The sequence below is a fragment of the Methylophilus sp. 42 genome, from assembly GCF_000384155.1.
In the GTDB taxonomy this organism is placed as follows: Bacteria; Pseudomonadota; Gammaproteobacteria; order Burkholderiales; family Methylophilaceae; genus Methylophilus.
This window is the reverse complement of sequence record NZ_KB913031.1, coordinates 2,761,179-2,785,918: the sequence shown is the minus strand read 5'-3', so window position 1 is coordinate 2,785,918 and position 24,740 is coordinate 2,761,179. Positions and strand designations below refer to the sequence as shown.

Below are 24,740 nucleotides of genomic sequence, written 5' to 3'. Positions count from 1 at the left end.
CAAGGGGTGATAGACAGCCAGGCCGTCGCTACATGGCCAAAGGCTTGGCTTGACGATATTGCAAATCCTCGAGGGTGACATCCATGCCACCCACCTGGATGCCTAGTAAATTCAGTAGCGGGTCTAGCAATACACGTCCGATCTCTGCCAGCAGCGGGCTGACCAGTGTGGAAATCACATTATTCACCAATCCCAGATTCAGTACACTCAGAATGGTCACATTGAGCGCGTTCGATTTTGACAGGGCGTTTTCCAGGCTGCTGCCCACCGGGCTGGAGACCGACTGCATTTGGGGTAAGTGATTCTCCACCGGATTTGCCACTGAATATTGAAGTGTTTGTGCATTGGCCGGTTGAATAGGCAGGTTTAAGCCGATATCTGCAATGGGGATACTTAACAGGGTGGACACTCTTGCTGGCCCCGTACCGGCATTGTTGGTGAGCGTGAGCGCTGCGATGCCGGGGCTGGCGTCTATTTCAACCTCTGATACGCCATCATTTTGCTGTATGGTACGCAGCCCGGCAGAGCCTTGTGCGACTTCGGTATTCAACGCAAGGTCTATGCGCGCCAACAGTGGAATGTTGACCAGGACGCCAACCCTGGCCCTGATTTGCGCCGTTCGCGCGATAGCACATAGGTTGCCACTGCCCGCTGCCGGGCCTACGCTCAGTTGGGGCGGTTCAATGACCGTCACTTGCGCGTTGATATTGGTGATAGAGGCCAGGTTGAGTGTTAAAGGCAGGCTGATCGCATTGGTGCCATTGGCAATCATGGCGGCCGTGGTAATCATGGATAATGCATTCAGGGCAACAGCCGCCGCGGCATTGGTGTCAGGTGTAGTCACCGCCAGTACGTCGCCCAGCTTGATGGGGACATTTTTGATCGCAATCGCCGCGATACTCTGCATGGCCGAGACCGCTTGCAGATTTGCCGCCCCACTCTGGCCTGCCGCACTGGCGAGCAGATCGAGTAGATCGCCAATTTGCATATTGGTATTGAGTAAATCCTCCAGCGTACCGGCTTGGCCGGACACAGCCAGGATATCGTGCAGCGTGATTTTGGTGGCTGCGATGCCTCGATAGGTCACTGCATCCAGGTTGAGTGGCCCACCCAGCATGCCTCCGAGCAGCCCGTTCAACAGCACGGATTGCTGGCTGCTGAGGCTGGTTGTAAAACTGCCTACACTAAACACGGCTAATGGCGGATCGGACACTGACACCGCTTCCGCCCGCAAGAGCATGGTGCCACCCATCAGCCCACCGGCGACCAGGCTTTTAGCGACTTCTTTTGTTGCCCTGACATAAATCGCCTGATGACTGCCATCGGCCGTAAATTTCCGTATGCCTTGTACGGTATCCAGCCTGCCAAGCAGGACTTGGTTAGGATTGCTGGCAAGTTGTCCGCCGTAGCCATTATTCACTGCTGCTTGCTGCGCCATTTGTACGATATTTTGCAGATTGGCCTGGCAGCCAAGATAGCGTGAGGCATGGATGGCAGACATATCTGCAATCGATTGCAATTGCTTTTGCTGCATCCACAGGCGGCCACTGTCTACCACCAGGGCAGTGAACAGCAAAGCCATCAATAGCAGCAAACCGCCGGCAAGGCCGATCGCTCCGCGCTGGGATTGCGCGCTAGCGGGTGGTGGGCATTGCATGCTCATAATACTCTGGGATGGGTTTCTCAAAGCTCTTGATGTAGCGGCTATGCACTTTATCCATCACCTCGCCAGAGACCGGCTGGGCTTGGGGCGAGGCCGCTTTGCCAGAGCGTTGCAGTTCCAGCCATTGTTGCGTCGGCGATAGCGCGCGTGCAGGTGGCTGAACGATGGCCTGGTTGTCTTCCGCCATGGCATGGGTGACGCTGAAAAAGCCGCAGAGGGCGAGCGTAATAAATCGTTTCATGATGCACTCCTTGCGGTTTAAGGGCCTGCTCGACGGTTTTCCGGTGACATTTTCTTAAGTTGCTGCATTTCCTCGGCGTCTACGCCAAATTGCCTGGCAAAAGCCTCGGCCCTGGCGGTGTCGCCTTGCTGGTAAAGCAGTAGGATGAGGTTATGGGCAGCCTGCCGGTAGTCCGGTGCAAGCTCCACTGCGGTTAAAAACTCGTGCAAAGCCGGCTCCGTTGCACCCGATTGCATCAGGACATAGCCATGATCATTACGGATGGTATGTTCCGTTGGCAGCGCATTACTGGCTGCCTGCAAATAGCGCAGTGACTCTTGCAAATGACCGGCATTGCTGGCAATTAGCCCCAGGCCGCGATAGGCGTGCCCGGAAACGCAACTGGTGGTTAACTGCTCATAAATGACCTGGGCCTGCAAGGCGCGCCCGGTTTGGCGTAAGCCATGGGCACGCAGCAAGGCCGCCTGCTCATTTTTAATGTTGGCCGCTTCCAGGTGGGCGAGTGCAGCGTGCGGTTTGCCTTCTGCCAGCATCTGCTGAATGAATCCGAGCTTTGTGGTTTCTTCAGCAGAGACTTCTGTGCAAGCCTTATTGGCTGGGACTTTGATCTGTCGCAGCGATTTTGTGTCGGTATCAGCAGCGAGCGCATATGGCAAGCCATGCAGCCAAAGCCCCGCTAATACCATCATGATGGTGATCGATTTCATAAGCCGTTTGCTCCTTTCAATGCTTTCGCCAGCCCGATAAATCCTGGCCCGGCCAGGAAAATCATCAGTGCTGGAAACAAGAACAGAATCATGACCACTGTCATTTTTGCCGAGAGTTTACTGACATATTCGCGCAACTCCGAGACCTGGCGTTGCTCGATCAATGCAGTATATTCAGTCAGTGAATCTCTGATATTGCCGCCATAGCGCGTGACCTGCTTAAGCATGGCAATCGTGTCGTTCAACTCCATCACTTCTAATGGCGCAGCCATTTCGACCAGCGCATCCGACCGGTCTTGACCCGTTTGTATGCGTTTGATCACCAGGCCGAGCTCTTCGGCAAGGTTGGGAATCAGGTCTTTGCCCTGTTGCTCGATGACCAGCAGAATATGCTCCATGGACAGGCCTGCCTCAAACAACATGCGCAGCAGGTGCAAAAACGGCACCACCTCTTTACGGATGGCATCACGCCGACTTTGTGCTTTCCAGCGCAGCGAGCGGCGAATGAGCACAAAGGTGGCTGCAAACACAAAAAGCAAATGAAACAGCACATTGATCAGGCTGTCCTGGTTCAATATGGCATACATGGCAGAAAAGGCACCAAGTACCGTGGGCAGTCCCCATGCGATTAGCAAGAACGTACATTTTGCCTTGGCCCCCGGCCAGCCTGCTTGTAGCAGCAAACGCTGCATTTCCTCCATTTCGCTGCGTGAAACCTTGTCCAGCATGTTTTGCAAGGCCTCTTCAAGGTCGAGTGATCCTAGTTGGGCAGAGATATGAATGCCTTCCTGATGCAAGGCTTCGCGAAAACGTCGCTGGATATGTCTTGGGTGGCTATTTTTTTGGGCCGTGTAAAGAAATAGCCCCGCCGCCAGTAACATCAGGATAATAGAGATCGACCAGGCCAGATTCATCGTCAAACACTCCGTAGCATGCGCCAAAGGATGAGTGCCCCCAGCCCTTGAAATACCATGGCGGTCACTATCATGGTTTGCCCTGAGGCATCCTCAAGTAACATGTTCAGGTAGTTGGGGTTGGTTAACATGATGTAGCCAGCGATGACCAGCGGCGTCACTCCCAGCACCCAGGCCGACATTCTGGTTTCGCCAGTCATGGCGGCCAGTTCACGCCGCGCCAGCTCCTGCTGGCGCACCATTTTTACTACGCTCTCCAGCATGTCACGCGGGCTGCTGCCGTGGTGATTGCTGATGCGCATGGCCAGCGCAATCAGGTTCAGTTCACGCAGATTATGTAGCTTGGCTGCCTCTGACAGGCTTTCGATCATATCCGCGCCCAGATCCGCTGCGCGCACCACGCGATCCACCACGTCACGTAATGGTGTCAGTGCCTCGCTTGCGGCAAAACGCATGGCACTTTCCAGGCTGCGGCCGGTACTGAGGCTGCGCAATACCTGATCAATAAACAGGGGAATCTGGGCAACCGTTTGTGCCCGGCGCCGATGCAAGCGGCTGTATGGCAGCAAAAAACCGAACAAAAAAATCGTGACACTGAAGATCAGCACGGCGCCCACAAAACCATAGATAAGCCACCCCACCATGCCGGTGAACATGAAGGCGACCGGGATGCCAACCATATGCTTTTTTTGCAGCTCGAACCCGGCATAGATAGAGGCGCGCACCTTAAGCAGGTGCCAGTAACTTTGCTGGTCGCCGGGTGCGACGCCGGAGACGGTACTGCCATACGGTAGTACCTCTCTGAAGTGGAGCATCATGCGTTCGCGCAAACGTTTTTGTTTGCTGTGCCTGAGCATCCACACTGCGAGTAGCAGCATGCCTATGGCGCCGACAATGAACGAGATGGCCAGTGTATTCATCACAGTTTCCTGAACGCTAGGTCTTGTAACTTTTTATTGCAGGGGCGGACCATCGGGTGTGCAAAATACCCGGTGTTGGCGTCATAAGCATAGAGTTCATTCAGCACGAAATGACCATCCCGTACCCCTGCAATCTCGGTAATGGAGATTACTTTGCGTTGCCCATTGGGCATGCGGGCGATTTGCACCACCAGTTCAATCCCGGCAGCGATCATTTTGCGCAAGGTAGCTTCTGTGCCATGAAATTTGGCTAATCCCGCCAGCATTTCGAAACGCAACATGGCGTCTTCCGGACTGTTGGCATGCACGGTACTCATACATCCGTCATGGCCGGTATTCATTGCCTGCAGCACATCCATCACTTCTTCGCCGCGCACTTCGCCCAGTACGATACGGTCTGGTCGCATGCGCAAGGAGTTTTTCACCAGTTCACGTGCAGTGATTTCACCATGGTCGTCGATATTCGATGGCCGGGTTTCCAGCCTGACCACGTGTTCGTGCTCCAGTTGTAGCTCTGCGGCATCTTCAATAGTGACGATACGCTCGCTGTGGGGAATAAAGCGGCTCAAGACATTCAATAAGGTTGTTTTACCGGCGCCGGTGCCGCCACTGACAATCAGGTTGCAGCGACGCTCAACAGCGGCGGTCAAAAACGCCAGCATATCGTTGTCTAAGGTGCCGTATTGCAGCAAATCACCAGACAGCAAGGGTTGCTTGCGGAATTTACGAATAGACAGGCAAGGGCCATCAAGCGCCAGCGGCGGAATAATGGCATTGACCCGGCTGCCATCCGGCAAGCGGGCATCCACCATCGGGCTGGCTTCATCAATACGACGGCCCAAGTGTGCGAGAATGCGGCGAATCACACGTAATACATGTTCGTTATCAATGAAGCGCAACGAGGTGGTTTCGAGTCGCCCATCCCGTTCTACAAAAATCTTTTTAGGGCCGTTCACCAGAATATCGTTAATACGGTCATCCTTGATCAGGCTTTCCAGTGGGCCATAGCCCGCCAGCTCATCGACGACTTCCTCGACCAGGTTATCCAGGTCGTAGCCACTGATGGGCAGATGCCGCTCGGCGACATAGCTGATCACCTTCTCCCGCACATAGTCTGCGATGTCACTGCGGGCGAGGTCCAGCAGGCCGATATGGTCACGTTCAATTTCTGCAATCAGGTGCTGATGGAGTTGAAACTTGAGCTCCTGATAGTCTTGCGCCTGTTTCAGGCCGTAATCAAATCCACGTAGCTGCAGGTTCATCATTGCCTCTCTAGTGCTTTTCACGCAGAGGCGTGATCGCAGCAATCAGTTTGTGAAGCAGGCTGTCCTTTTTCTCTGAGGCAGAGACGGGGGCGTCCAGTAGTTTGTCCGCCAGTTTGCGTACACTGACGCTGTATGGGTCATTCGGCGACAGCTCAAACATGCTTTCCCCTGAATTCATGGTGGCCAGGCGCGCCATGCCTGACGAGGATAGGGTGGCCAGCAGCGGCAGGCCAAAAGACTGGGCAATACTCTCGGCATCAGGCGGCATTTTTGACAGGTAATGGTCTACCACGACACCTGCGCCACTCAACGCGACTTTTTCTTCTCGCAGATGTTTGATCAGTTGCATGTTTTGCCGGCAGCTAGGCACACTTTGTTCGACTAATAGTAGTACTTGATCGACATTGCCCAATAACAGCAGCAGAAAATCCGAACCGACCATGCCACCAAGATTGACGATGATTCTGGGGAAGTGTCGACGCAAACTCCGTAACAGCACGCAGACATCTGCCGCCGTGAATTGTGCGCCTGCCCAGGGGTCTTCCGGCATTGAGAGTACGGTGAGGCCACTTTTATGTCGGCCAAAGCCGGTCTGGATCAGTGTGGAGTCGATTCTGCGCAGGCTGCGAATGGCATCAATAAAACTGTAGGACGAGGTCAGCCCCAGGTATAACATGGCATCTCCGTGCGGGACGCCGAGGTCAAGCAGCAGGGTCGGTTCGGTCTCTTGCACGGCCAGAGCCAGGTGTAGGGCTAGCATCGGTGAATCACTGCCAGGTCGCGCACTGATCACAGCAGTGATTTTGCCGCCGTGATCTGCTTGCGGTGCATGCAATGCCGCATCGCGAGGGGTTAGGCGTTTGACTTCAGCCACCACTTCGCTGGCACGGGTATCGGTTTTGATAAAATCGCGCGCACCCAAGCGCATCACCGTTAATAGCAAATTCTGGTCAAAAGAATCTGCGACGACGATCACCGGCAAGAATGGTTTGGCTGCAATAATGCCTTCAATCAACTGCGCTTCTTGCCGATAGTCGGCGGGATTCAGCTGTATAAAGATCGTGGTAGCCCCCACCGCATCCGAGAGTTGTACCACGCGCTCTGTCGCGGGGGAGTCAGCGGGAATCACATCTCCTTCATCCTTGAGTGATTGGCTTAACCATTGCAGGCATTCCTGGGTCTGGGTGATGGCAATATAGCAGTTGCGTTCACTCATCTCGATTACCTCGAAAAACCGGTGGCAGGGATGCCAGCATCTGGCTGGGGCCCTTTTTGGAAAAACAAGTCACTAAAACTGGGGTTGTAGTCACGCAGGTTGCCGCCCGGCAATACGGGCATGGCTGCATCTTTGGCAATGGGGCGCACCAAGTGTGGGGTCACGATCATCAACAATTCCTTATCTTCACGTTCGAAGCGGGTCGAGCGGAAAAAGGCACCGATAATTGGTAAATTTCCCAGGCCTGGCAATTTGTCCACGTTTTGCAGCGTATTGCGGCTAACCAGCCCGCTAAGCACAAAACTTTCGCCATCCCCTAAGGCAACGCTGGTGTCCGTCCTGCGCACACGCAGCCCTGGTACGGCTACACCGCCACTTTGCACCGCATTGGAGAAGTCGATTTCACTGACTTCAGGCGACACCTTAAGGAATATTCTGTTTGCATCCAGCACCGTGGGCGTGAGCATGAGGCGCACCCCGTATTCTTTGTAGCGTATGGTGACGGTGCTATCGCCCCCGGCGCCAGCGCGGATGGGGACCGGAAACTCGCCACCCGCCAGGAAGCTTGCACTTTGACCAGAGAATGCGGTCAAACTGGGTTCTGCCAGCGTATACGCAAAGCCATTGGCCTCGAGAATGCTCAGTGTGCCGAGCAAGCCCCGGCTTGCATTCCCGGCCACAAAATTGAATGCGCTGGCATTGGCTAGAAAGCCTGAGGCACTATTCAGCGTAAAGCCGTTATCCCCAGTTTGTACGCCACTCAGGTTTCCCGGCGTGCCGATGGCGATGGTGGAGTTGCGACTATTCTTACCCAGGAAAAATCCGGCGCGCATCATATTCTGGCGGCTGACTTCTATCACTTTGATATCAATCTGCACCTGGTTATCAAAGTTGCTTGAAGTGGCGTCCATGGGCGCCTCGGCCTTTTTATCTATCGCCTGGCGTGCTAATGCGTGTTCTTCCAAGGAGTCTGCATCGCCAGCAATGGCTACCTGGCTGCCTGCTGGTAATAGTTTGATCGATTTGGAAAATTGCAGCCTTTGCTTTTCAATAGCCGTGCTAATGCTCACGCTGACCTTGATCTGCTTGGCGGGCGCTGCCGCCTGTTCGCTCTCCCAGATTGAAATCTCGGTCGCGCCCGCCTGTTTACCTGTAATCATGAGATTGCGCGATGTCAGCATCGAGATATTCGCAATGTCCGGGTTACCTACCGCGACACGTTTGACCGCTTTGGCATGCACATACACCTGCTGGGTCCCGACAACCAGGCTCAATTCATTGGGCTCCTCAGCCTGCGCAAGCAGCGCCAGGCTGCATAGGCAACTCAACAGCATTGACCAGGCATATTTCATTGTTTGCATGATGTGTCCTTGGCTTTCTTATTGTTATTTTTTCACGTTGACAACGTCTACCTGCTCACCGCGATGAACAATAATGCGTTGCCGTTTTGTGGCAGGCGTATGCTGTTTCACGGCAACTTTGGTGGTCTCCGCTGTGGTGCTAACCGGAGTGGCGGGCGCTATCCCTGCAGGCTGGGAAACCTCGCCAAGGCGGACAAACTGGTTAGTTGCCGTCGCTGATGCAGCTGTCCCAGGCAGTGGTTCGCCGCGCAGGGCTAAACGCAATATGCCCGTGCTATCTGCCAGCATTAGTTTTGACGTATCTTGTGCGTGTACCGCCAGAATGGCAGAACGACTGTCCCGACTATTTTTGCTGTCGATCCGGCTATTGCTCAGCCCCAGCTTGTTTGGTGTTGCTTGAGCGACTTCTTCCTGTGGGATGGGTTCAGGCTCTCCCGTCTGCGTGCCGTAGGCCAGCACTTTCACATTGGTCAGCACCACTTGGCTGGAACTCACTTGCCCGGTTTCCTGGTCTCTGTGCAAATACAGCAGCACGTCTACACGATCCCCCGGCTTGATAAAACCACCGACCCCGATCACTTCATTGGCCTTGATGGCGACTGCACGCTCATCAGGCGCAAGTCCCTGGCCAAATACATTCTTGGCAGGAAAGTGGGAGGTTTTGAATGGCGTATCTTTCATGATTGTGCTGGTGGTTGCTTTACCTATCAGGTGTTGTGGGTCACTGAAGGCCTGCTTGTCATGTTGTTGCGTGGTAGCTACTTTGAGGTCTTCAGCGGTCAGCACGTGACCAGCTGCAATATCGTTTGTGGCCAACACGTGTGAGTACGAGGGCACGACAACGGTTAATGACTCCGCAGGTTTTTTGTTGCTGATCCGATAACCGAGATAGCCGGTAACGATGGCGGCGATCACCATCAATGCCGCTAATATACGCAGGAATGTACTGTTCATGATGTCATCCTCCGTCTGGTGTCTTTTTTAAAGTTCGATCACTGCTGTGCCCGCCAGATCGGCAGGTACCCTGGGGATCTGGCCAATCACAGGTAAGGTCAGCATGGGGATCAGGGGGTCATTGGCATAACTGCTGTACACTACGCGTACCGTAAGCTGATTGCCATTCATGGACAATTGCACTTTGCTGTTAGCGGAACCCAGTACTTTATCTTTTGGCTTGGCAGGCAGCCAGTTCAGCGAGCTGCCAACCACACTTCTGACTCTTGGGTCTACGCCATTGCTGAGATAAGCCGAATTATTGGCATATGCCAGACGATCCACTGCAATCGCCGCCCGCGCGCCTTCTTCCACCGCATGCACAAACGCAGATTGCATGAGCATCACAATGGCGTAATTCACCATGGCGTAGAACAGCGCAAAGAAAATAAGAAACAGCATCACAAACTCAATCGCAACCGATCCTGTTTGTGTGCCCAATCGTGGCAGGCGGAAAATTTTATTGATTGGTTTTATCATTTCACCATTCCTATGACACAGAGTAGTCCCGCGCTTAAGGCGGCCCCAAAAGGCATCCACCGTTTGGGGATTGCTTGGTTTGTCCTTAATCGAATGAATAGCATGTACACCAGGCCGAATACGCTTGCCAGCATGGCTGCAATCACGAAGGTGAGCAGCATCGTGTGCCACGGGCCAAGTAAAGCAATGACCAGCAAGCATTTGACATCACCGGCGCCCAGCATGCGTGCAGCATAAGCTGGCAATGTCAGTAGCAGGCTGGCGACGACACCAAGCGCGACAGATTGCCAGTTTGCGCCAAGCATGGCTTGCCCGGTGATCAGCAACCAGCCTATGGCGATCAAGCCTAACCCAAGCGTTAAGATGTTTGGGATACGCCTTGCATACAAATCCGCCAGGCCGATCCCCAGGCACCAGACAATGATGATTGTTTCTGCGATAGGCATAGGCTGCATTCAGTGTGCAATTGCCTGATGTTCGCAGTGATTATGGAGTGAGTGCTGTTGAAATCTGGGTAAAAATGTCGGAAATGAGGCCGTTAATCGGCTTCACGAAAGTGACCAGGGCAATGGCTACCATCGCTGCAAGCAGTGCGTACTCAATGGCGCTGGCACCTTCTTCGTCGCGCAAAAATTTTGAAATGACTACTTTAATCGTGTTGTGCATTTTGATTCCCCGAGTATTTTTTTGGGCTTGCTTTGACTTTAAGTTGTCGGCATAGACCCAAATTAATTTTACAAATGACAAAACCAACTTCTAAAGAGCGACTGAAATGATTGCTGCAGCGGGTCAGGCTTCATTGCTTTACCCAAAAAAACATTTATGTAATTTTTATAGCAACTAATGTGCCCACTTTACAACTGGTATGAGCATTATTTAAATTGTTTTTTTATAACTGTTTGATTTTTAGTGATTTTTGTTGAAAATAATTTACTATGTCTTGGCTGAAAATGCATTGGCCTTGTTTACAATTTTTGTCTAGGGATGACAAAATATGACAGAGATGTAAAAGTCTTTGTAACATTCGAGGGCATGCAAGCCCTTTAGACTTCTTTTGTCGGGCTTAATATTTGCCATTCGGCGCGATTGCGCCCATTTTCCTTGGCGCGATAAAGGGCTTTATCCGCTTCTTCTATCAGTTGTTGCATGCTGTTTTCCATCGTTGGCACGATGGTTGCAATGCCCATCGAAATGGTGACGATTTCATGCGTGGATTGTTCGTGCCGGATATTGAGCTTCTGAACGGCCGTCAGCATGCTGTCGCTGATATTGCGTGCTTCGTTTAAGGGGGTGTGAAACAGCACCACCGCAAATTCTTCGCCACCGTAACGGGTGACTGAGTCGCCTGTTCTGCGCGCGCAACTATCTAGCGCTGATGCAACTTGCCTCAGGCATTCATCCCCTGCCTGGTGACCATAGCTGTCATTGAATTTCTTGAAGAAATCCACATCCACCATCATTAATGACAGCGGTACTTTGGCGCGGGAGGCCTGTGCCCAAGTGGTTGCCATGTTGGCATCAAAACTTCGGCGGTTGCCAATGCCGGTCAGGCGATCTTCCCAGGAGGCCTGTTCCGACGATATTTGTTTGAGCAAGACATCAATCAGAATTTTGCGTACTTCGCTTGCCGATGCCCACAGTGTTGCACCCACTACCACCAGGATGACCAGCACCATATGTAAGGTCTCGAAATCCAGAAACGGTGTCGCCAGCAGCAGGGGCGCATAGACGCCAATCGCAAAAGCAAAGAAAATCGGCAGGAACACGACCAGACGCGGCAGTGCCACGATGACCGCGATGAGCATAATGATCAGAATAGCGGCTTTGCTTGAGCGACCCAATAGCGGCAGTGCGATAGAGAGCGCACCCCAGCCCAGCCCGGCCATGCCTGCGGCCATGACATGACGGTTGATGCGTGCCAGTTCAATGCTGACATTGGCCGAGAGAAAGTCCAGGCGCCCCAGCCACCAGTGCCAAGCATGTGCAACCAGCAGCCAGGCGTACCATGCGCCTGCATATACGCCGCCGATGTCCCAGGCCAGCATGGCAGCAGCCACCAGTCCACTAAACAATACAATCAGCTTGCCACTGTTTTTGCCTCGATAAACGTGGCGCAGCTCTTCACAGGCAAGATCATGCGGATTGAACTCCAGAGTCTTAATGGCACTTTCTCTTGTTTTATTGACCACGTTCAATCCTGTTCTAATGCGTTGATTATTTGAATGTGGCAATCGGCAGGTACAGCACTGAACATGACCGGATGCCAACGATTTATCGCATGACGAGTGTGCTTATTATGCTGCATTTTGTAGGACTGTGCCTGTTAGCTTGCTGCAAATTGTACGGCTAGTCCGGTCTAGCTCTGGTCAAGATAGTTTATGGATATTGTGTGCTTTAATCGCTGCCAGTCAGCCTGCCTTTGATGGCTGCTTTCATCAGCCTTCTGAAGGATGGGCATTCCAAGTGTGAGGGCGCTTGACACACAGCGGCATGCTTGAGGCAGTTGCTCATGATGGTGAGTCGTTGAATGGTCTCGTCGATATGTGCCGCTTTATCCAATAGCTTATTGCGATCCACCAGGTGTTGTTGGTTTGCGGCAAACATGGTGCTGATTTCTTGCAAGGAGAAATCAGCACATTTGGCCAGGGAGATCAGGGCCAGTTGATCCATTACATCCGCTGAGAAATATCTTTGCAGGCCTCTTCTGCCCAAGGATTTGATTAATCCTATTTCTTCGTAATACCTGAGCGTCGACGCTTTTATTCCTGTCTTTTTCACGACTTCAGAAATGTTCATTTCAGGCTTGACCTCAAGTTAACTTGAACTTGTATAGTGCGTTACACGGTATGCATTCGTCAATAAAGGGAGCGATATGAAAGTGACTATTTTATACAATGGGGTGCTAGTCGGCCTGCTAGCGACTATGTTGTTTGATGGCTGGTTATGGGGGCAGAAACAATTGGGGTTAAAAACACTCAATTTTGCCTATCTTGGCCGCTGGTTCGGACATTTCACACAGATGAAATTCGTGCATGACAATATTGGCAAATCACCAGCATTGACTCACGAATGGGGTATAGGCGTGGCCGTGCATTATGCCATCGGCATATTGATCGCTGAGCTATTGCTACTGGTTTGTGGTGAGCAGTGGATGCGCGAGCCGGAAATTGGCGCAGCGCTGGCGGTTGGAATGCTCACGGTTGTTTTCCCACTGTTGATTATGCAGCCAGGCATGGGCGCTGGCATCGCATTTAGTAAAATGCCGCAGCCATTCATGAATAGCCTGAAAAGCCTGCTTAACCATACTATTTTTGGCTTATGTATGTTTTTAGCCGCAGAATTGATGAATCTATTGCGTTGAATAGAATGGAGGACATGAATATGCGTTACAAACTACCACGTAAATATACACCGGTTGTATTTGCTTTTTATATGTCTGCTGTCATGGCCTTGTTGATGTGTATGGTGATTGTTGCCATCAATACCGGTGTGAATGGGCATTATTTCATCAGGGTTATCAAAGCCTATGCACTGGCGATGCCGAGCGCATTTGTCTTTTTGCAATTGGTGAGGCCGCTCGTTGTGAGGCTGGTGAATGCAACAGTCGCGAGCTGATCATATAATAAACGCATATGATATTCGGGAGTGGCGATGGGTAAGCAGTTTCAAGCATTAAGTGAGGCACATACGCAGTTTATTGCCGAGCAGAAAGTGTTTTTTGTTGGCACCGCGGTGGATCAAGGACGGGTGAATATTTCTCCCAAAGGCATGCACACGCTTAAAGTGCTTTCGTCGCATCAGCTGATATGGCTGAACGTAACAGGGAGCGGCAATGAAACTGCCGCCCATGTGCAGCAGAATGCCAGAATGACAATCATGTTTATGGCGTTGTCAGGGGATCCATTAATTCTGCGCGTATACGGTCAGGCCACGGTCATCCATAAACATGACCCTGAGTGGGATACATTGATTAGTCAACTTGATCCCTTGCCCGGCGCACGGCAAATATTCGTACTGAATATTGAGCTGGTACAAACCTCTTGTGGTATGTCAGTGCCTTATATGGATTATGTGGGGGAGCGCGAGCAGCTTAATGATTGGGCTGCGGCTAAAGGTGAGGCCGGGATTGCGGACTATTGGCAGGCAAAAAACCACACTAGCATCGATGGGTTGCCTACCTATATTCAAGGCAAAGGGCTTGATTGAGCGTTAGTGCGCCACTGCTTTTGAGAACACATTCATGATGATGACTCCAGCCAGAATCAGCGCGATGCCGATCAGGGCAGGGGTATCCAGCGTTTGGTCAAAGAATACGCGGCCCACCACGGCCAGCAGCACGATGCCCAGGCCTGCCCATACCGCGTAAGCAATGCCGATAGGGATGGCTTTTAATACCAGCGATAAAAAGTAGAAGGACAAAGCATAACCGACCACCACAATCACGGAGGGAATCGCTTTGGTAAAGCCCGCGCTGGCTTTGAGTGATGAGGTCGCGGTCACTTCGCTGAGAATCGCCGCGAACAAAAACAACCAATATTTAAACATGACTCTTTTTCCTTTATGATTTCTTTGAAGCCACAGACTTCTTCCAGGCGCCGGTTTTCTTCCAGGTAAAGGTGCCGCAAGTAATCAGGTACAAAATCGCCGAGAAAATATTCAGCACGGGCACCATGCTTCTGAACGCCAGAAAGAATGCTTTGCTCAATGCATGTCTTGGCGTATCAAATTCACAATTTTTGAATTCAATTAAGCCGCCGATTGCCGAGATCAATAGCGGTACCAGATAGAAGGCAGAAAGCACATTGAAGTCCATGGTTTTTCCTTGTGAAAATACGTCTGTATTGCATAACGATGTTCATTATAAAACGATCATGGTGATGGCGGCGCTTCTGGTTTATTGCTAGTGGTTCATGGTTCATGGTTCATGGTTGGGCTATGTCCGATAATTCCTACAACAGATTCAGCGCGAGTGGGATAGGGCGACGCTGTGCAGTACGGCATGATGGCACCTGTATTGATTTGACCAAAATCTAAAAACCGGGAGGCTGTTCATCATGAAAAAACCCAATCCAGTGCCAGGTGCGACCAGTGCTATGTCTTTGATCGCGATCACGGCAGGAGCGGTTTCCGCCGCGCTGGTGATTATGTTTATCGGGATGTTTATGACCGTGGTCTCGATTGGATCCAATCCACCAAGCGATATGCATGCCGAGGGCCCCATGGTTGCCAGCCATGTGTTGGTGGTGGATGCGGTGAGTAACAGGGCTGGTCAGCGTGCACACAAAGCTGAAAAAGGGCATTTTATGGATGCTTTATTGCGCGAGGATATGCATAACCCCTCTGCAATGGCTGCCGAGGGGCATGGCCAGCCAGCGGCAAAAGTGACACGTATTTTCGCGAATCCGATGTCGATGCCCTTTGTGTCAGCAAAATCCCGTGTGACCAGGGTTTAAGCCAGTATCCTTAAAATATTTGGACTTCTTGAATCTTGAGCATTTTTAGTGCATTGTTCGACATTGAGCGGAAGATTGGTATTAGCACACCTACAACAGTATTTATGAGAGATATGCTTCATTCTGGAAATACACATGCATCCCTCGACCAAGTATCTCGGTCGGCGGCAGACGGAACACGCTCTGAGAAGTCGCCAGGTGCTGAGCGCGGTTCAGTCGATTTTGGCAAAGTTAATCTCATTCTCATTGGTCTGATTGTGGTGATTCTGTTCGGCCTGCTATCCAAGGAGGATGGGAATACCGCCTACTCCAGCCACGAAATCCGCATGCAGACGCAAGTGGTGTCAGAAGCCGGGCCTGAAACGAATGCCTCTGCCGCCGAAGCCGATGTGCCAGAAATTACAAGCGCAAGCGCGGCCCAAAACGAGGTGAGTGCCACGCCAGCGGCGCCAGCAAAATCCTCACCTAAACCAAGCAGCAAGAAATCTAAAAAAACTGAAGCAATAGAGCCTGAGCCGATGCAAGCCCCCGTGGTAGAAATACATGCCAGCCAGGCACTGCCAGTGGTCGAGCCTGTGCAGCAAAAGGATACCTCAAGAAAAATGCTGGTTTTTAATATCTGGAGTGTTTCTGAGCTGAGATTAAGAAGTGCTTACACCACATTTATGAACGATAGTTCTATTCCTGCTGCGCAACTGGAGGTCAGGAAAAAAGATTATTTGAGTTTTGTGAACCATCGCGCCAAAAAATGTGGCGAGCTCGACAATAAATTTGCTGGCAATATCAACACGGTTGAGCGGCTCACGTTTAGCAAGGGTGATGTCGACATTTTGGAGTGTCACGCGGCAGAAAATAATAGTGAGTTGGATAAGCTGCACGCTTCCCGCGAGCAGAGCTTCTAGTCTCTGTTATCCGCGTACTTGTGATTGATCAAAGACTCCAGGTTCAGGCCTCGAGTCTTTTTTATTGATGGGCTTATAAATCCTCCAGATCAGATGGCCGCGCCCGGTAATAGCCTTGTGAGTACTGGCAACCCATTTCTTTCAGTATGTGTTCCTGGGCCAGTGTTTCAACGCCTTCGGCAATCAGCCTGATATTCAGCTGTTTACCCATAAAGATAATGGTTTTGCATAAGGCCTGATCATTCAGGTTCACCGTAATGTTTTTGATAAACGATTGATCAATTTTGACATAATCAATTTTGAATTTATTGAGGTAGGCCAACGAAGAATAGCCAGTGCCAAAGTCGTCAATTGCCAGTTTGATGCCGTGCTCATGAATGCTGTTCAGGGTTTCAACCACGTTGCTGGAGGGCTCTAACAGCAGCCCTTCGGTGATTTCAAAGCAAAAGTGGTCGCCAGAAATACTGCGCGCGGCCAGGTTGGAGATGAAATGGTGAATGGGCGCGGACTGCGAGAATTGCAAAGGTGAAATATTGATGCAGATTTCTACCGGACCAAAGCGCTGCTTAATCTGCTCAAAGTCCCTGATGGTTTGGTGGAACACCCATTCGCCAAGCTCAATAATATAGCCGTTCTCTTCGGCGATACTGATAAAGACTTCTGGTGAAAGGGTGCCAAATTCAGGATGCTGCCAGCGTAACAGCGCTTCTACTTTTTCACAGCGTAAATCAGTTAAATTAAAAATCGGCTGATATTGCAGATGTAGCTGATTTTTCTGTACGGCATAGCGCAACTCATTGCTGAGATGTGTTTTTTTGGTAAAAGCATCGTGCATGCCTTCGTTAAACAGAATGAATTTGTTCTTGCCCGTGCGCTTGGCCTGGTAAAGCGCCTGGTCCGCAAACATGATCAGTTCTTCTGCCTGCAGGCTGTTGTCTGGAAACAGCGAGACACCAATGCTGATGGAAACTACAAAAGATTTTTGCTGAATCGTAAATGGCGGTGCCATCGCCGTCATCAGCTGCGTACAAAGCTGACGCAGCCTCTCCTCACTGGCCTCCTGTTGAATCACGATTAAGAACTCATCGCCACCAAATCGGGCTGTGAGGTTAGGCGGCAAGATAATGGACTGGATACGCGCCGCTACTTTAATCAGTACCTCATCGCCCACGGCATGGCCCGCCGTATCATTAATTTCCTTGAAATTGTCCAGGTCAATAATCATCACCCCCAGCTTGTTGGGGTGATGTGTTGCTGCCTGTAGTGCCTGGTCAAGCTCATGCTTGAGTTGAAACCGGTTCGGCAGCTTGGTCAGAAAGTCATGGTTAGCCTGGAACCAGATGGCGTGTTGTGCCGCCACGGCTTGTTTTTTGTTGGCCTGGTACAGTTTAAGTAGTTGAATCAGCAACAGTACGGCAAAAAAGGACAGGGCGGAGACCAGGTATGGTGTGAGTGGATTCTCGGGTACTCTGCGCCACACTTCCAGGATGTCCGGCGGATTGATGCCAATCTGCAGGGTCGCTTTATTCAAAATGCTACGTAACATGGGGTCGGTATCACTGGCCGCCATAAATACTGTGCTGGTGATAGCAGTGATGCCACTTTTTCTGATGGCCTTGATTTTGTGGAAGTCCAGATGGTAGTCAAGCACCAGTTCATTGCCGACATAGGCATCTACCAGGCCAGCGTCCAGGTATTCAAAGGCTTCATCTGCAATATCGACCAGTTTGATTTTGACGCCGGGGATCAATTCCCTGAGCTTTTGAGATAAAGGCCCATTTCTGAAGACGGCCACGGTTTTGTGGGAAAGCTGGTCCAGTTGAATCTCGCTCTGATACAGCTTGTTGTGAGACGCGACATAAATGGCATTTGGCGTTTCCAGGTAAGGCGTGGCTAGCAGGCTGAAGCCAGTAGGCATATGCTTGCCGCGGATACCGGTGACGAGCGAGACCTCATTGCTGGTGATATTGTCGTGGTAATCGACGAGGGTGAATTTTAAGCCCGTGAGCTGGCTAATTTTTTGCAGATATTGAATCGAAACGCCTTTGTGCTTTTGATTCTCCAACTGAAACTCAATCGGCATCCAGCCGTTTCTCACGGCAACGCGTATATTCCGATGCTGCTTTATCCACTCTGTTTCTTGGGCTGAAAGTTGCAACCGTTGCAAATTGTCTGCGGCATACAGGCTGCCAGGCAATATTTCTTGTGCTGGTAGTGACAATGACAGGCATGTTGCGATGAGTAAAAAGCATTGTTTGATCATGCTGAAACTGGATGTGGTTGAGCGATTCAGTCGCATCCGCTCTCTCCCGAAAATACATTCTTTTATGCAAATTAAATTGTAAGTGATAGTAACGCATTGCACGGTTGAATGAGGAAACTCTTTGCGTACCTGCTGTGTTTTCGTGTGAGGGCCAGAGAGGGGCAAGTTGTGAATGGTGCGAGATTATCTCTTATTGATGTACATGTACCTGTTTATAATTTAAAGTAAATTTACAATTATTATCAAAGTCTGTAATATCTGTCAGGTATGAGTAAGTGCAGGGTTCTTTGGAGTTATTTTTTATTATTAAACTGAGTGGAGAAACAAATGAAACAACTGAGTAAACTTGCAGTGGCCATGTCCATGGCAGTCGGATGCTCGCAGGCATTTGCGGCGGCTTCTATTTTTGTGGTTGAGCCGGGCAGTGATGGATTTAACATCCATACTGCGGCATTTAACGGGTCCAGTTACGACATTACTAAACTTGTATTCGATTTCACGACTACCGTGACTAGCGATGCGAGCCATCTGGTCATTGATGGCTCGCCTAGTTCGATTGGCGCACCTGCTGGCGGTACCGCGACTTTCTTTGGCAGCGGTGCAGTATTCGGATTTGACTTTACGAGCTTCAATTCATTTGAATCTTTTAACTTTCAATGGGATCCAGATTCAGCGATTAACGGCGCTTATGGAGCCACAGGGGCGGATTTCATCGGTGGAACCGTGACTGCGTTTACAACCAATGGCCTTTATAAAGGTACGTTTGAATTGGTTGGTACTGGGCCGGATGTGGCAGCAGGGCTTTCACCTTATACGTCATCCGTGGTGCCGGAGCCAATGACCGGTGCAAGCTTGCTGGCTGGTTTGGGTGTGTTGGGTTTGGTTGCTCGCCGCCGTCGATCATAAGCATTGTTTGTTTTTAAAGCTTAAGCCCATCGAACTTAATTGGTGGGCTTTTTTATTTGAGGCCAGTATTTGGTGATTGATTGGCAAGCCGTTTTTTTTCGGATGCGGTACCATAAAGGCCATGAGTGACATGGGGTCACGAAATGCTGGGTATGGAGTCTGGTGCATGAAAAATTTAGGTGTATTGTTCGCTGTAGTTTTGGTGTTGTCAGGGTGCTCAGTTAATATGGTGAAGCTGGGTGTTTATAAAAATAAGGCGCAATTAATCGGCCCGGATGGCACGGTGTATGTCGGCAGTATTCTGATCAACGACATTAGCAATGATGGCGATATTGAGTTTGAAGAGTCACCTTATGGCAAGCTGGCCGGGAAGTGGACAGCAACCAGCGCAGCAGCGCCGGTAGCAAGAGCGGGTGCCGCTGACGCACAAGCGGTTGATGCCGTAGTACGCCGTGCATACTCGGGCAAAAGTTTTCTGGTTGCCAATCAGAAAGCGGTACTCAATTGCGACTTTAAAGCCAATATCGAAGGTGATGGCTTATTGGGTAGCGTCTATGTGATTGGTGATGGTATCTGTATTGATGACCAGAAGCGTATGATTCCGATTCAGTTTTTCAAGTCATAGCTGCGCGCAGCGTATGTGCTTTTGCCATGATAGCCCGCTGATAGCGGGCTTTTTTATGACGAGTAACCCGCTGAACCTTTACACGCACAGCCTCATTCAGCAGCCTGTTCGGATTATCAGACTATTCCTACAATAAATTCAGCCGTCGTCACATGGTATTGGGCGCCGGGTGCCTGCATGATGGAGCCTCACGCATTTAATACCAACACACTGATTGCCCGCGCAGCTGGCAATCTTTTGCTTGAGGAGCACATACGATGCTGAGAACCCTGTTGCTGGTCGTTTTGATTCTGGCTTTAATCGGTGCCTTGCCCGCCTGGCCTTATAGCTCTGGTTGGGGTTATTACCCAAGCGGTGGCCTTGGTTTGGTCGTACTGATATTGCTTATTCTTGCACTCACGGGCCGGTTGTAGTTTGATGGTTGTAATGTGCCAATTCATTTTCTCTATAAAGGAAACTAAATCATGATCATGGCTAAACGTTTTTTGAGTGCTTTTTTAGCAGCTTCGCTCTTATTTACAGGATCTATGCAAGCCGTACAGGCCGCCATGATTGGCACTGAGCAAGTCGCCGAGTCTACAATATCGGCCAAGGGTGCGCAGGACAGGGCCAAAATTGTGGATATGCTTTCACGCGATGAAGTGCAGTCTGAGTTGGTCAAGCGTGGGATCGATCCTGTGGAAGCCAAGTCACGTGTGGCTGCATTGACTGATGACGAAGCCAGCAATATGGCTTCTCAGCTTGATAAAGCACCTGCTGGCGGTGGCATCATTGGTGCCATCGTGCTGGTGTTTTTCGTGTTGCTGCTGACGGATATTTTAGGATTTACAAAAATATTCCCATTCACACGTTCAGTACGTTAATACACTGTTATCTGGATATGCATTTAATTTTCATCCATTTAACGCTCATCAAAGCCAGCCTGCGCCGAATAAGCCTGCTGGCTTTTTTGTGCCTGTTGAGTGCTTGTGCGGCGACCGGGGTGCGTGAAGCCACGCACAATACGCAATTGCCCCGGCACGCTGAACTGACGAGCACGCCTTTTTTCCCACAGGCACAATACCAGTGCGGCCCAGCCGCATTGGCAACTGCATTGAGTGCAGCCAATATTCAAGTGACACCAGACCAGCTGACACCAGAGGTATATGTGCCCAGCCGCCAAGGCAGTTTGCAGATTGAAATGATGGCGGCAGCCCGACGGCACGGTGCGGTTTCGGTAAGAATCCCGCCGCAACTGGATGCGGTGATGCAAGAAGTCGCCGCTGGCAATGTGGTGGTGGTCATGCAGAACCTTGGTTTTTCATGGGTCCCCTCGTGGCACTATGCCGTGGTGGTTGGCTATGATCTGGATAAGGAATTGTTGTGGTTGCGATCCGGTACTTATGAGCGCTTTGAAATGTCCTTAAGTGCTTTTCAGCGTACCTGGGCGCGTAGCGAGCATTGGGCATTTGTGGCATTGCCACCAGGCAAATTGCCCGCCAGCGTCAGCGCAGATGAGGTCGCCAAAGCCTTGATAGCTTACGAGAAAAATGCCTCTGCTGCGGCGCGAAAAAAAGCCTATCAAGCAGCCGTAACCGAGTGGCCCGATCATCAGGTACTGTTGATGGGTTTGGGCAACGCCGCCTATGCTGCCAATGACTTACCACTGGCAGCAGTAACCTTTCAACATATGACTGAAGTGCATCCGACTTCAGCGGCGGCCTATAATAATTTGGCCAATGTGCTGCTGGCACAGAAGTACATTGCACAGGCAGAGACGGTTGCCGAGAAAGGGCTGACTGTGGCTGGGGACGATGAAAAGTTAAAGTCTCAACTTGCACAGACGCTGGTTGAGATCAGGCAGTCTCAAAAATAACCACCGGTAGTGTGAGTGCTTGCTTACGTTAAAGGTTGGCTTTAATAAGCTAACAATCATTCGACGGAGGATTCTGCTGTCGGCGGATGTTTGTCCAAATAAGCGTAAAAATCTTTTCGCTTGAGTGATTTTGAGAACAACCAGCCTTGTACATATTTGACGCCCCGTTCGTGCAGAATTTTCGCCTGCGCTGCTGTTTCTACGCCCTCGGCCACCATATCCAGTTGTAGCGTTTTTGCCATTTCAATAATATGAAAAGCAACATGGCTGGTGACCGCATCGGTACCTACAGAGTCCACAAAAGTCTTATCAATTTTGAGGTAGTCGAGTTGGAACTTGGTCAGGTAAGACAGGCTTGAGTAGCCGGTCCCAAAGTCATCAATGGCCACGCGCACGCCGCAATCCCGAATATCCTTGATTGTCGTCAGCGCTGCATCGTCATCAAGAAACCCCCGTTCAGTGACTTCAATCAAGATTTGATTACCCGTCGCCCCGCTGGATTTGATCAGGGTTTGAATCAGCGATAATAAGTCGCCTGACCGGATGTCGTGCGAGGAGATATTAATGCCGACATGAAAGTCCGGGTGAGTATTAAAAGCGTTGCGCATATCTTTCGCTACCAGCTCAAATACGCGCTGTGTGATTTGGCAAATGACGCCAGCCGCTTCGGCAGCAGGGATAAACGTATCTGGACTGATAAATGTATTATCCGGCGTTCGCCATCGAATCAATGCTTCAGCGCCCACGCAAGTGTTGTGATGCAAATGCATGATAGGCTGATATTCCAGATAAAACTCATCGTTCGCCAACGCGCGCAAAATAGCGGATTTAGTCGAGTACCTGGTGCGCTGCATATAGATAAATAAGCCGCCCAATAACAAGCCGACAATGATGGCTAGCGGAATCAGGATTTGAATAAAAGTCACGATATCATCGTTGATGTCCTTAAGGGGGATGGCGGCGACCACTGCCGTGACATTCAGCTGGTTGGGTGCGATATACACCAGCATCTGCCGCTCTTGATCAATAAAAGTAAGTGCTTGCTTCCCTTGGTATCTTTCTAGCCAGGCAGTGGCGATCTCGCCCTTGCCGGTATACAGCCGGTGTGACTGGATGCTGAATACGCCGATGGCAACCTCCGAGTTGTCTAGCGCCTCGATCGCGTGACTGGGCACAAACATGATGGCCCAGCCTGACCTCTCGAAAATCACCAAATGCCGGTCTTGCCAGTCAGCGATCTTGATGTTAGACCACACCTTGGTACCATCCGGCTCGGTCCGGTAGGGCTTGCCCAGCACCATGCCATCCAGCAGTTCTGAGATGGAGGAGCAGACGATTTTATTGTCGCGGATATGTGCAACACCTTGCAGAAAGAATCCTGACACATTGAATTCCTGCATTTTTTGTACCTGTTGTGGCAGGCAAGCATCTTTTTCGGCCACTGACGAAAAGTAATTCACGACATTGGCAAACTGCTGGCGTGTCGTACTCATGCGCATCAATACACCAGAGGTGATTTCCCGCAGGTGTTTCGTTTCTTTGGAAACCGCCTGGTTATGGGCAATGATTAAAGATAGGAAGATGGAAATCGAGGCGGTGATCGCAATCAGCAGCACAGTAATGCCAGTCACAATTTTTTTGTTACGCCAGCTTTTCTTTAATACGTGATCCATTTGATGCCTCCTTCCAAACGTCAGTTTCATCGCTATCGTGTCTATTGGCCAATCGGCATTATGGGATAGGCGTATGCAACCTGGAGGTGATCGAATGGGCGCAGAGTGCAAGAGTGATAAGCATAGTTTTTTTCGTTAGTGTTATTTGAATATCGATCTTGATGCTGTGAGAGACGCATGAAGCTGCGTTACTTTTACAACGCGAGAATAAACGTTAATGTGAAGAATGTCATTGTTACTTATCGTCGTGAATAATACTGAGCTGACCATCTGACTCTAATTGCATTTGTTTGACTGCTGAAATATGCGCAATGCCATCCTCACGTAGCTTGGCCAGGATATCGTCTTTGGTAATAAATTCGCGACGCATGGCACGTGTTTGCAGCACACCGTTACGAACCAGCACCAATGGTGGTGCTTCCATCACGCGCCTGATCCATTTATTTTTGTAGCTGAGCCAGTCAATCAAGATATTCCAGCAAACCAATACGCTGATCAGTACCAGGCCGTCCATGATCGATTTAGCATCCCCGCTCATCGCGTTTTGAGAGGCATCGGCCACAATGACCACAAATAAGAAATCACCGACACCGACGCTGCCCATATCCCGGCGCAAGATGGATCTGAAGATAAGAAACAGGAACCAATAGACGATGGATCCCCGAATCACAATCTCCCACAAGGGAACGCTTAAGCTGAACGCCTCTGTATCCATGTCATTCACCCCATTTCATGATGTGCAAAGAGTCTACAGAAATAAAGCAATTGTCTTTATCAGCGCCAGATGTACTTGTTGTAGGAAAAACAAGCTATATCAAGGATGCAAAAAAACGTGCCTTATTCATTCCTACAGCAGTTTCAGCCGCAGTGTCATGGTCAGCGTATCGCCATGACGGCATGATGAAGCCTTACTCATCTTGAGTATTACTTATCCTGGGTATTCTTAATTTTTATATTCTGAATCTCGGTATTCAGGCCTGCTGTTGAGGCCGGTTTGAATTAATGACTGGAGCGTATGATGTTCAGCACTGTCCTGATTGTTATCCTCGTTTTGGCGCTGATTGGCGCCTTGCCAGCCTGGCCGCATAGTGCAAACTGGGGCTATTTTCCAAGCGGCGGCTTTGGTTTATTACTGTTGGCATTGCTGTTACTCACATTTTCTGGAGGGTAAGCGATAAGTGGTGCCACTTTAAAAATTCTACGTACGTTGATTCAAGTAGTTAATCATTAAGCACGCAGGCGCATTCCTACAAAATATTCAGTATAAATCTCATCGTTTTTCCTTATGCCATGCTGCATAATG

General features: G+C 50.5%; 30 protein-coding genes. 11 read left to right on the top strand and 19 right to left on the bottom strand.

Annotation, left to right across the window (positions count from 1 at the left end; translation table 11 throughout):
* Window positions 1-28: 28 nt before the first annotated feature.
* The 14 genes from MET42_RS0113325 to MET42_RS14450 form a co-directional block, all read right to left on the bottom strand.
* On the bottom strand, window positions 29-1,657 hold the full coding sequence (locus tag MET42_RS0113325; protein WP_019883587.1) for a hypothetical protein: 1,629 nt from the start codon (window positions 1,655-1,657) through the stop codon (window positions 29-31).
* A complete protein-coding gene (locus MET42_RS0113320; RefSeq protein ID WP_019883586.1) occupies window positions 1,635-1,904 on the bottom strand; it encodes a DUF3613 domain-containing protein in 270 nt (89 codons plus the stop codon). The genes MET42_RS0113325 and MET42_RS0113320 overlap by 23 nt, the downstream gene beginning before the upstream one ends.
* 17 nt (window positions 1,905-1,921) lie before the next feature.
* The gene (locus MET42_RS0113315) at window positions 1,922-2,611 is read right to left on the bottom strand and encodes a hypothetical protein (protein WP_019883584.1); all 690 of its coding nucleotides are present in this window, start codon (window positions 2,609-2,611) and stop codon (window positions 1,922-1,924) included.
* Entirely contained in the window at window positions 2,608-3,525 is a 918-nt protein-coding gene (locus tag MET42_RS0113310) for a type II secretion system F family protein (protein ID WP_019883583.1), read from the bottom strand. The genes MET42_RS0113315 and MET42_RS0113310 overlap by 4 nt, the downstream gene beginning before the upstream one ends.
* A 2-nt stretch (window positions 3,526-3,527) precedes the next feature.
* Window positions 3,528-4,445 carry a type II secretion system F family protein gene (locus MET42_RS0113305; RefSeq protein WP_019883581.1) on the bottom strand — a complete coding sequence of 306 codons (918 nt, stop codon included), beginning with the start codon at window positions 4,443-4,445 and terminating at the stop codon, window positions 3,528-3,530.
* Entirely contained in the window at window positions 4,445-5,710 is a 1,266-nt protein-coding gene (locus tag MET42_RS0113300; RefSeq protein ID WP_019883580.1) for a CpaF family protein, read from the bottom strand. Before MET42_RS0113300 ends, MET42_RS0113305 begins: the two co-directional genes overlap by 1 nt.
* A gap of 7 nt (window positions 5,711-5,717) precedes the next feature.
* The gene (locus tag MET42_RS0113295) at window positions 5,718-6,926 is read right to left on the bottom strand and encodes a hypothetical protein (protein WP_019883579.1); all 1,209 of its coding nucleotides are present in this window, start codon (window positions 6,924-6,926) and stop codon (window positions 5,718-5,720) included.
* Window positions 6,927-6,931: 5 nt separating this feature from the next.
* On the bottom strand, window positions 6,932-8,287 hold the full coding sequence (locus MET42_RS0113290; RefSeq protein ID WP_232411606.1) for a type II and III secretion system protein family protein: 1,356 nt from the start codon (window positions 8,285-8,287) through the stop codon (window positions 6,932-6,934).
* A gap of 24 nt (window positions 8,288-8,311) precedes the next feature.
* On the bottom strand, window positions 8,312-9,241 hold the full coding sequence (gene cpaB / locus MET42_RS0113285) for a Flp pilus assembly protein CpaB (RefSeq protein WP_019883577.1): 930 nt from the start codon (window positions 9,239-9,241) through the stop codon (window positions 8,312-8,314).
* A 27-nt stretch (window positions 9,242-9,268) separates the two neighbouring features.
* Complete coding sequence (locus MET42_RS0113280; RefSeq protein ID WP_019883576.1) at window positions 9,269-9,760, bottom strand: TadE/TadG family type IV pilus assembly protein; 492 nt, start codon at window positions 9,758-9,760, stop codon at window positions 9,269-9,271.
* The gene (locus MET42_RS0113275; RefSeq protein WP_024930512.1) at window positions 9,757-10,206 is read right to left on the bottom strand and encodes a prepilin peptidase; all 450 of its coding nucleotides are present in this window, start codon (window positions 10,204-10,206) and stop codon (window positions 9,757-9,759) included. Before MET42_RS0113275 ends, MET42_RS0113280 begins: the two co-directional genes overlap by 4 nt.
* A gap of 40 nt (window positions 10,207-10,246) precedes the next feature.
* Entirely contained in the window at window positions 10,247-10,507 is a 261-nt protein-coding gene (locus MET42_RS0113270) for a Flp family type IVb pilin (RefSeq protein WP_232411604.1), read from the bottom strand.
* Window positions 10,508-10,803: 296 nt separating this feature from the next.
* Window positions 10,804-11,949 (bottom strand): diguanylate cyclase, encoded by a 1,146-nt coding sequence (locus MET42_RS0113265; protein WP_019883573.1) that lies wholly within the window; start codon window positions 11,947-11,949, stop codon window positions 10,804-10,806.
* 205 nt (window positions 11,950-12,154) lie between these two features.
* Window positions 12,155-12,556: a helix-turn-helix domain-containing protein gene (locus MET42_RS14450; protein WP_024930514.1), complete on the bottom strand. Its 402-nt coding sequence runs from the start codon at window positions 12,554-12,556 to the stop codon at window positions 12,155-12,157.
* Between the two features lie 76 nt (window positions 12,557-12,632).
* Here MET42_RS14450 and MET42_RS0113255 point away from each other — a divergent pair, with 76 nt between their 5' ends.
* Genes MET42_RS0113255 through MET42_RS0113245 form a run of 3 tightly spaced genes read left to right on the top strand, consistent with a single transcriptional unit; the run spans window position 12,633 to window position 13,966 of the window.
* A complete protein-coding gene (locus MET42_RS0113255; protein ID WP_019883571.1) occupies window positions 12,633-13,121 on the top strand; it encodes a DUF2938 family protein in 489 nt (162 codons plus the stop codon).
* A gap of 14 nt (window positions 13,122-13,135) precedes the next feature.
* The gene (locus tag MET42_RS0113250) at window positions 13,136-13,375 is read left to right on the top strand and encodes a DUF2798 domain-containing protein (RefSeq protein ID WP_019883569.1); all 240 of its coding nucleotides are present in this window, start codon (window positions 13,136-13,138) and stop codon (window positions 13,373-13,375) included.
* A 36-nt stretch (window positions 13,376-13,411) separates the two neighbouring features.
* Entirely contained in the window at window positions 13,412-13,966 is a 555-nt protein-coding gene (locus MET42_RS0113245) for a pyridoxamine 5'-phosphate oxidase family protein (RefSeq protein WP_019883568.1), read from the top strand.
* A 3-nt stretch (window positions 13,967-13,969) separates the two neighbouring features.
* Here MET42_RS0113245 and MET42_RS0113240 read toward each other — a convergent pair whose 3' ends face one another.
* Together MET42_RS0113240 and MET42_RS0113235 are read right to left on the bottom strand one after the other, a co-directional pair.
* Window positions 13,970-14,305: a multidrug efflux SMR transporter gene (locus tag MET42_RS0113240; RefSeq protein WP_019883567.1), complete on the bottom strand. Its 336-nt coding sequence runs from the start codon at window positions 14,303-14,305 to the stop codon at window positions 13,970-13,972.
* Between the two features lie 13 nt (window positions 14,306-14,318).
* The gene (locus MET42_RS0113235; protein ID WP_019883566.1) at window positions 14,319-14,573 is read right to left on the bottom strand and encodes a hypothetical protein; all 255 of its coding nucleotides are present in this window, start codon (window positions 14,571-14,573) and stop codon (window positions 14,319-14,321) included.
* A gap of 241 nt (window positions 14,574-14,814) precedes the next feature.
* Between MET42_RS0113235 and MET42_RS0113230 the strand changes: the two genes are divergently transcribed.
* The gene (locus MET42_RS0113230; protein WP_019883565.1) at window positions 14,815-15,213 is read left to right on the top strand and encodes a hypothetical protein; all 399 of its coding nucleotides are present in this window, start codon (window positions 14,815-14,817) and stop codon (window positions 15,211-15,213) included.
* Window positions 15,214-15,326: 113 nt separating this feature from the next.
* Entirely contained in the window at window positions 15,327-16,115 is a 789-nt protein-coding gene (locus tag MET42_RS0113225; RefSeq protein ID WP_019883564.1) for a hypothetical protein, read from the top strand.
* A gap of 73 nt (window positions 16,116-16,188) precedes the next feature.
* On the opposite strand, the gene MET42_RS14495 is transcribed toward MET42_RS0113225, so the two are convergent.
* Entirely contained in the window at window positions 16,189-18,414 is a 2,226-nt protein-coding gene (locus tag MET42_RS14495; RefSeq protein WP_019883562.1) for an EAL domain-containing protein, read from the bottom strand.
* A gap of 291 nt (window positions 18,415-18,705) precedes the next feature.
* On the opposite strand from MET42_RS14495, the gene MET42_RS0113215 reads away from it, so the two are divergent.
* The 5 genes from MET42_RS0113215 to MET42_RS0113190 all read left to right on the top strand — a co-directional run bounded on the left by MET42_RS0113215 (window position 18,706) and on the right by MET42_RS0113190 (window position 21,764).
* Window positions 18,706-19,284, top strand: a complete 579-nt coding sequence (locus MET42_RS0113215; RefSeq protein WP_019883561.1) for a PEP-CTERM sorting domain-containing protein — start codon at window positions 18,706-18,708, stop codon at window positions 19,282-19,284.
* A 166-nt stretch (window positions 19,285-19,450) separates the two neighbouring features.
* On the top strand, window positions 19,451-19,909 hold the full coding sequence (locus MET42_RS0113205; protein ID WP_019883558.1) for a hypothetical protein: 459 nt from the start codon (window positions 19,451-19,453) through the stop codon (window positions 19,907-19,909).
* Between the two features lie 257 nt (window positions 19,910-20,166).
* On the top strand, window positions 20,167-20,322 hold the full coding sequence (locus MET42_RS14690; protein WP_019883557.1) for a DUF3309 family protein: 156 nt from the start codon (window positions 20,167-20,169) through the stop codon (window positions 20,320-20,322).
* Between the two features lie 51 nt (window positions 20,323-20,373).
* The gene (locus MET42_RS0113195; protein ID WP_019883556.1) at window positions 20,374-20,772 is read left to right on the top strand and encodes a PA2779 family protein; all 399 of its coding nucleotides are present in this window, start codon (window positions 20,374-20,376) and stop codon (window positions 20,770-20,772) included.
* A 17-nt stretch (window positions 20,773-20,789) separates the two neighbouring features.
* A complete protein-coding gene (locus MET42_RS0113190; protein ID WP_019883554.1) occupies window positions 20,790-21,764 on the top strand; it encodes a PA2778 family cysteine peptidase in 975 nt (324 codons plus the stop codon).
* A 56-nt stretch (window positions 21,765-21,820) separates the two neighbouring features.
* On the opposite strand, the gene MET42_RS0113185 is transcribed toward MET42_RS0113190, so the two are convergent.
* Together MET42_RS0113185 and MET42_RS0113180 are read right to left on the bottom strand one after the other, a co-directional pair.
* A complete protein-coding gene (locus MET42_RS0113185; RefSeq protein WP_019883553.1) occupies window positions 21,821-23,437 on the bottom strand; it encodes an EAL domain-containing protein in 1,617 nt (538 codons plus the stop codon).
* Window positions 23,438-23,672: 235 nt separating this feature from the next.
* On the bottom strand, window positions 23,673-24,152 hold the full coding sequence (locus MET42_RS0113180) for a DUF421 domain-containing protein (RefSeq protein WP_232411599.1): 480 nt from the start codon (window positions 24,150-24,152) through the stop codon (window positions 23,673-23,675).
* A 303-nt stretch (window positions 24,153-24,455) separates the two neighbouring features.
* Between MET42_RS0113180 and MET42_RS14685 the strand changes: the two genes are divergently transcribed.
* Window positions 24,456-24,608 carry a DUF3309 domain-containing protein gene (locus MET42_RS14685; RefSeq protein ID WP_019883551.1) on the top strand — a complete coding sequence of 51 codons (153 nt, stop codon included), beginning with the start codon at window positions 24,456-24,458 and terminating at the stop codon, window positions 24,606-24,608.
* Window positions 24,609-24,740 lie beyond the last annotated feature (132 nt).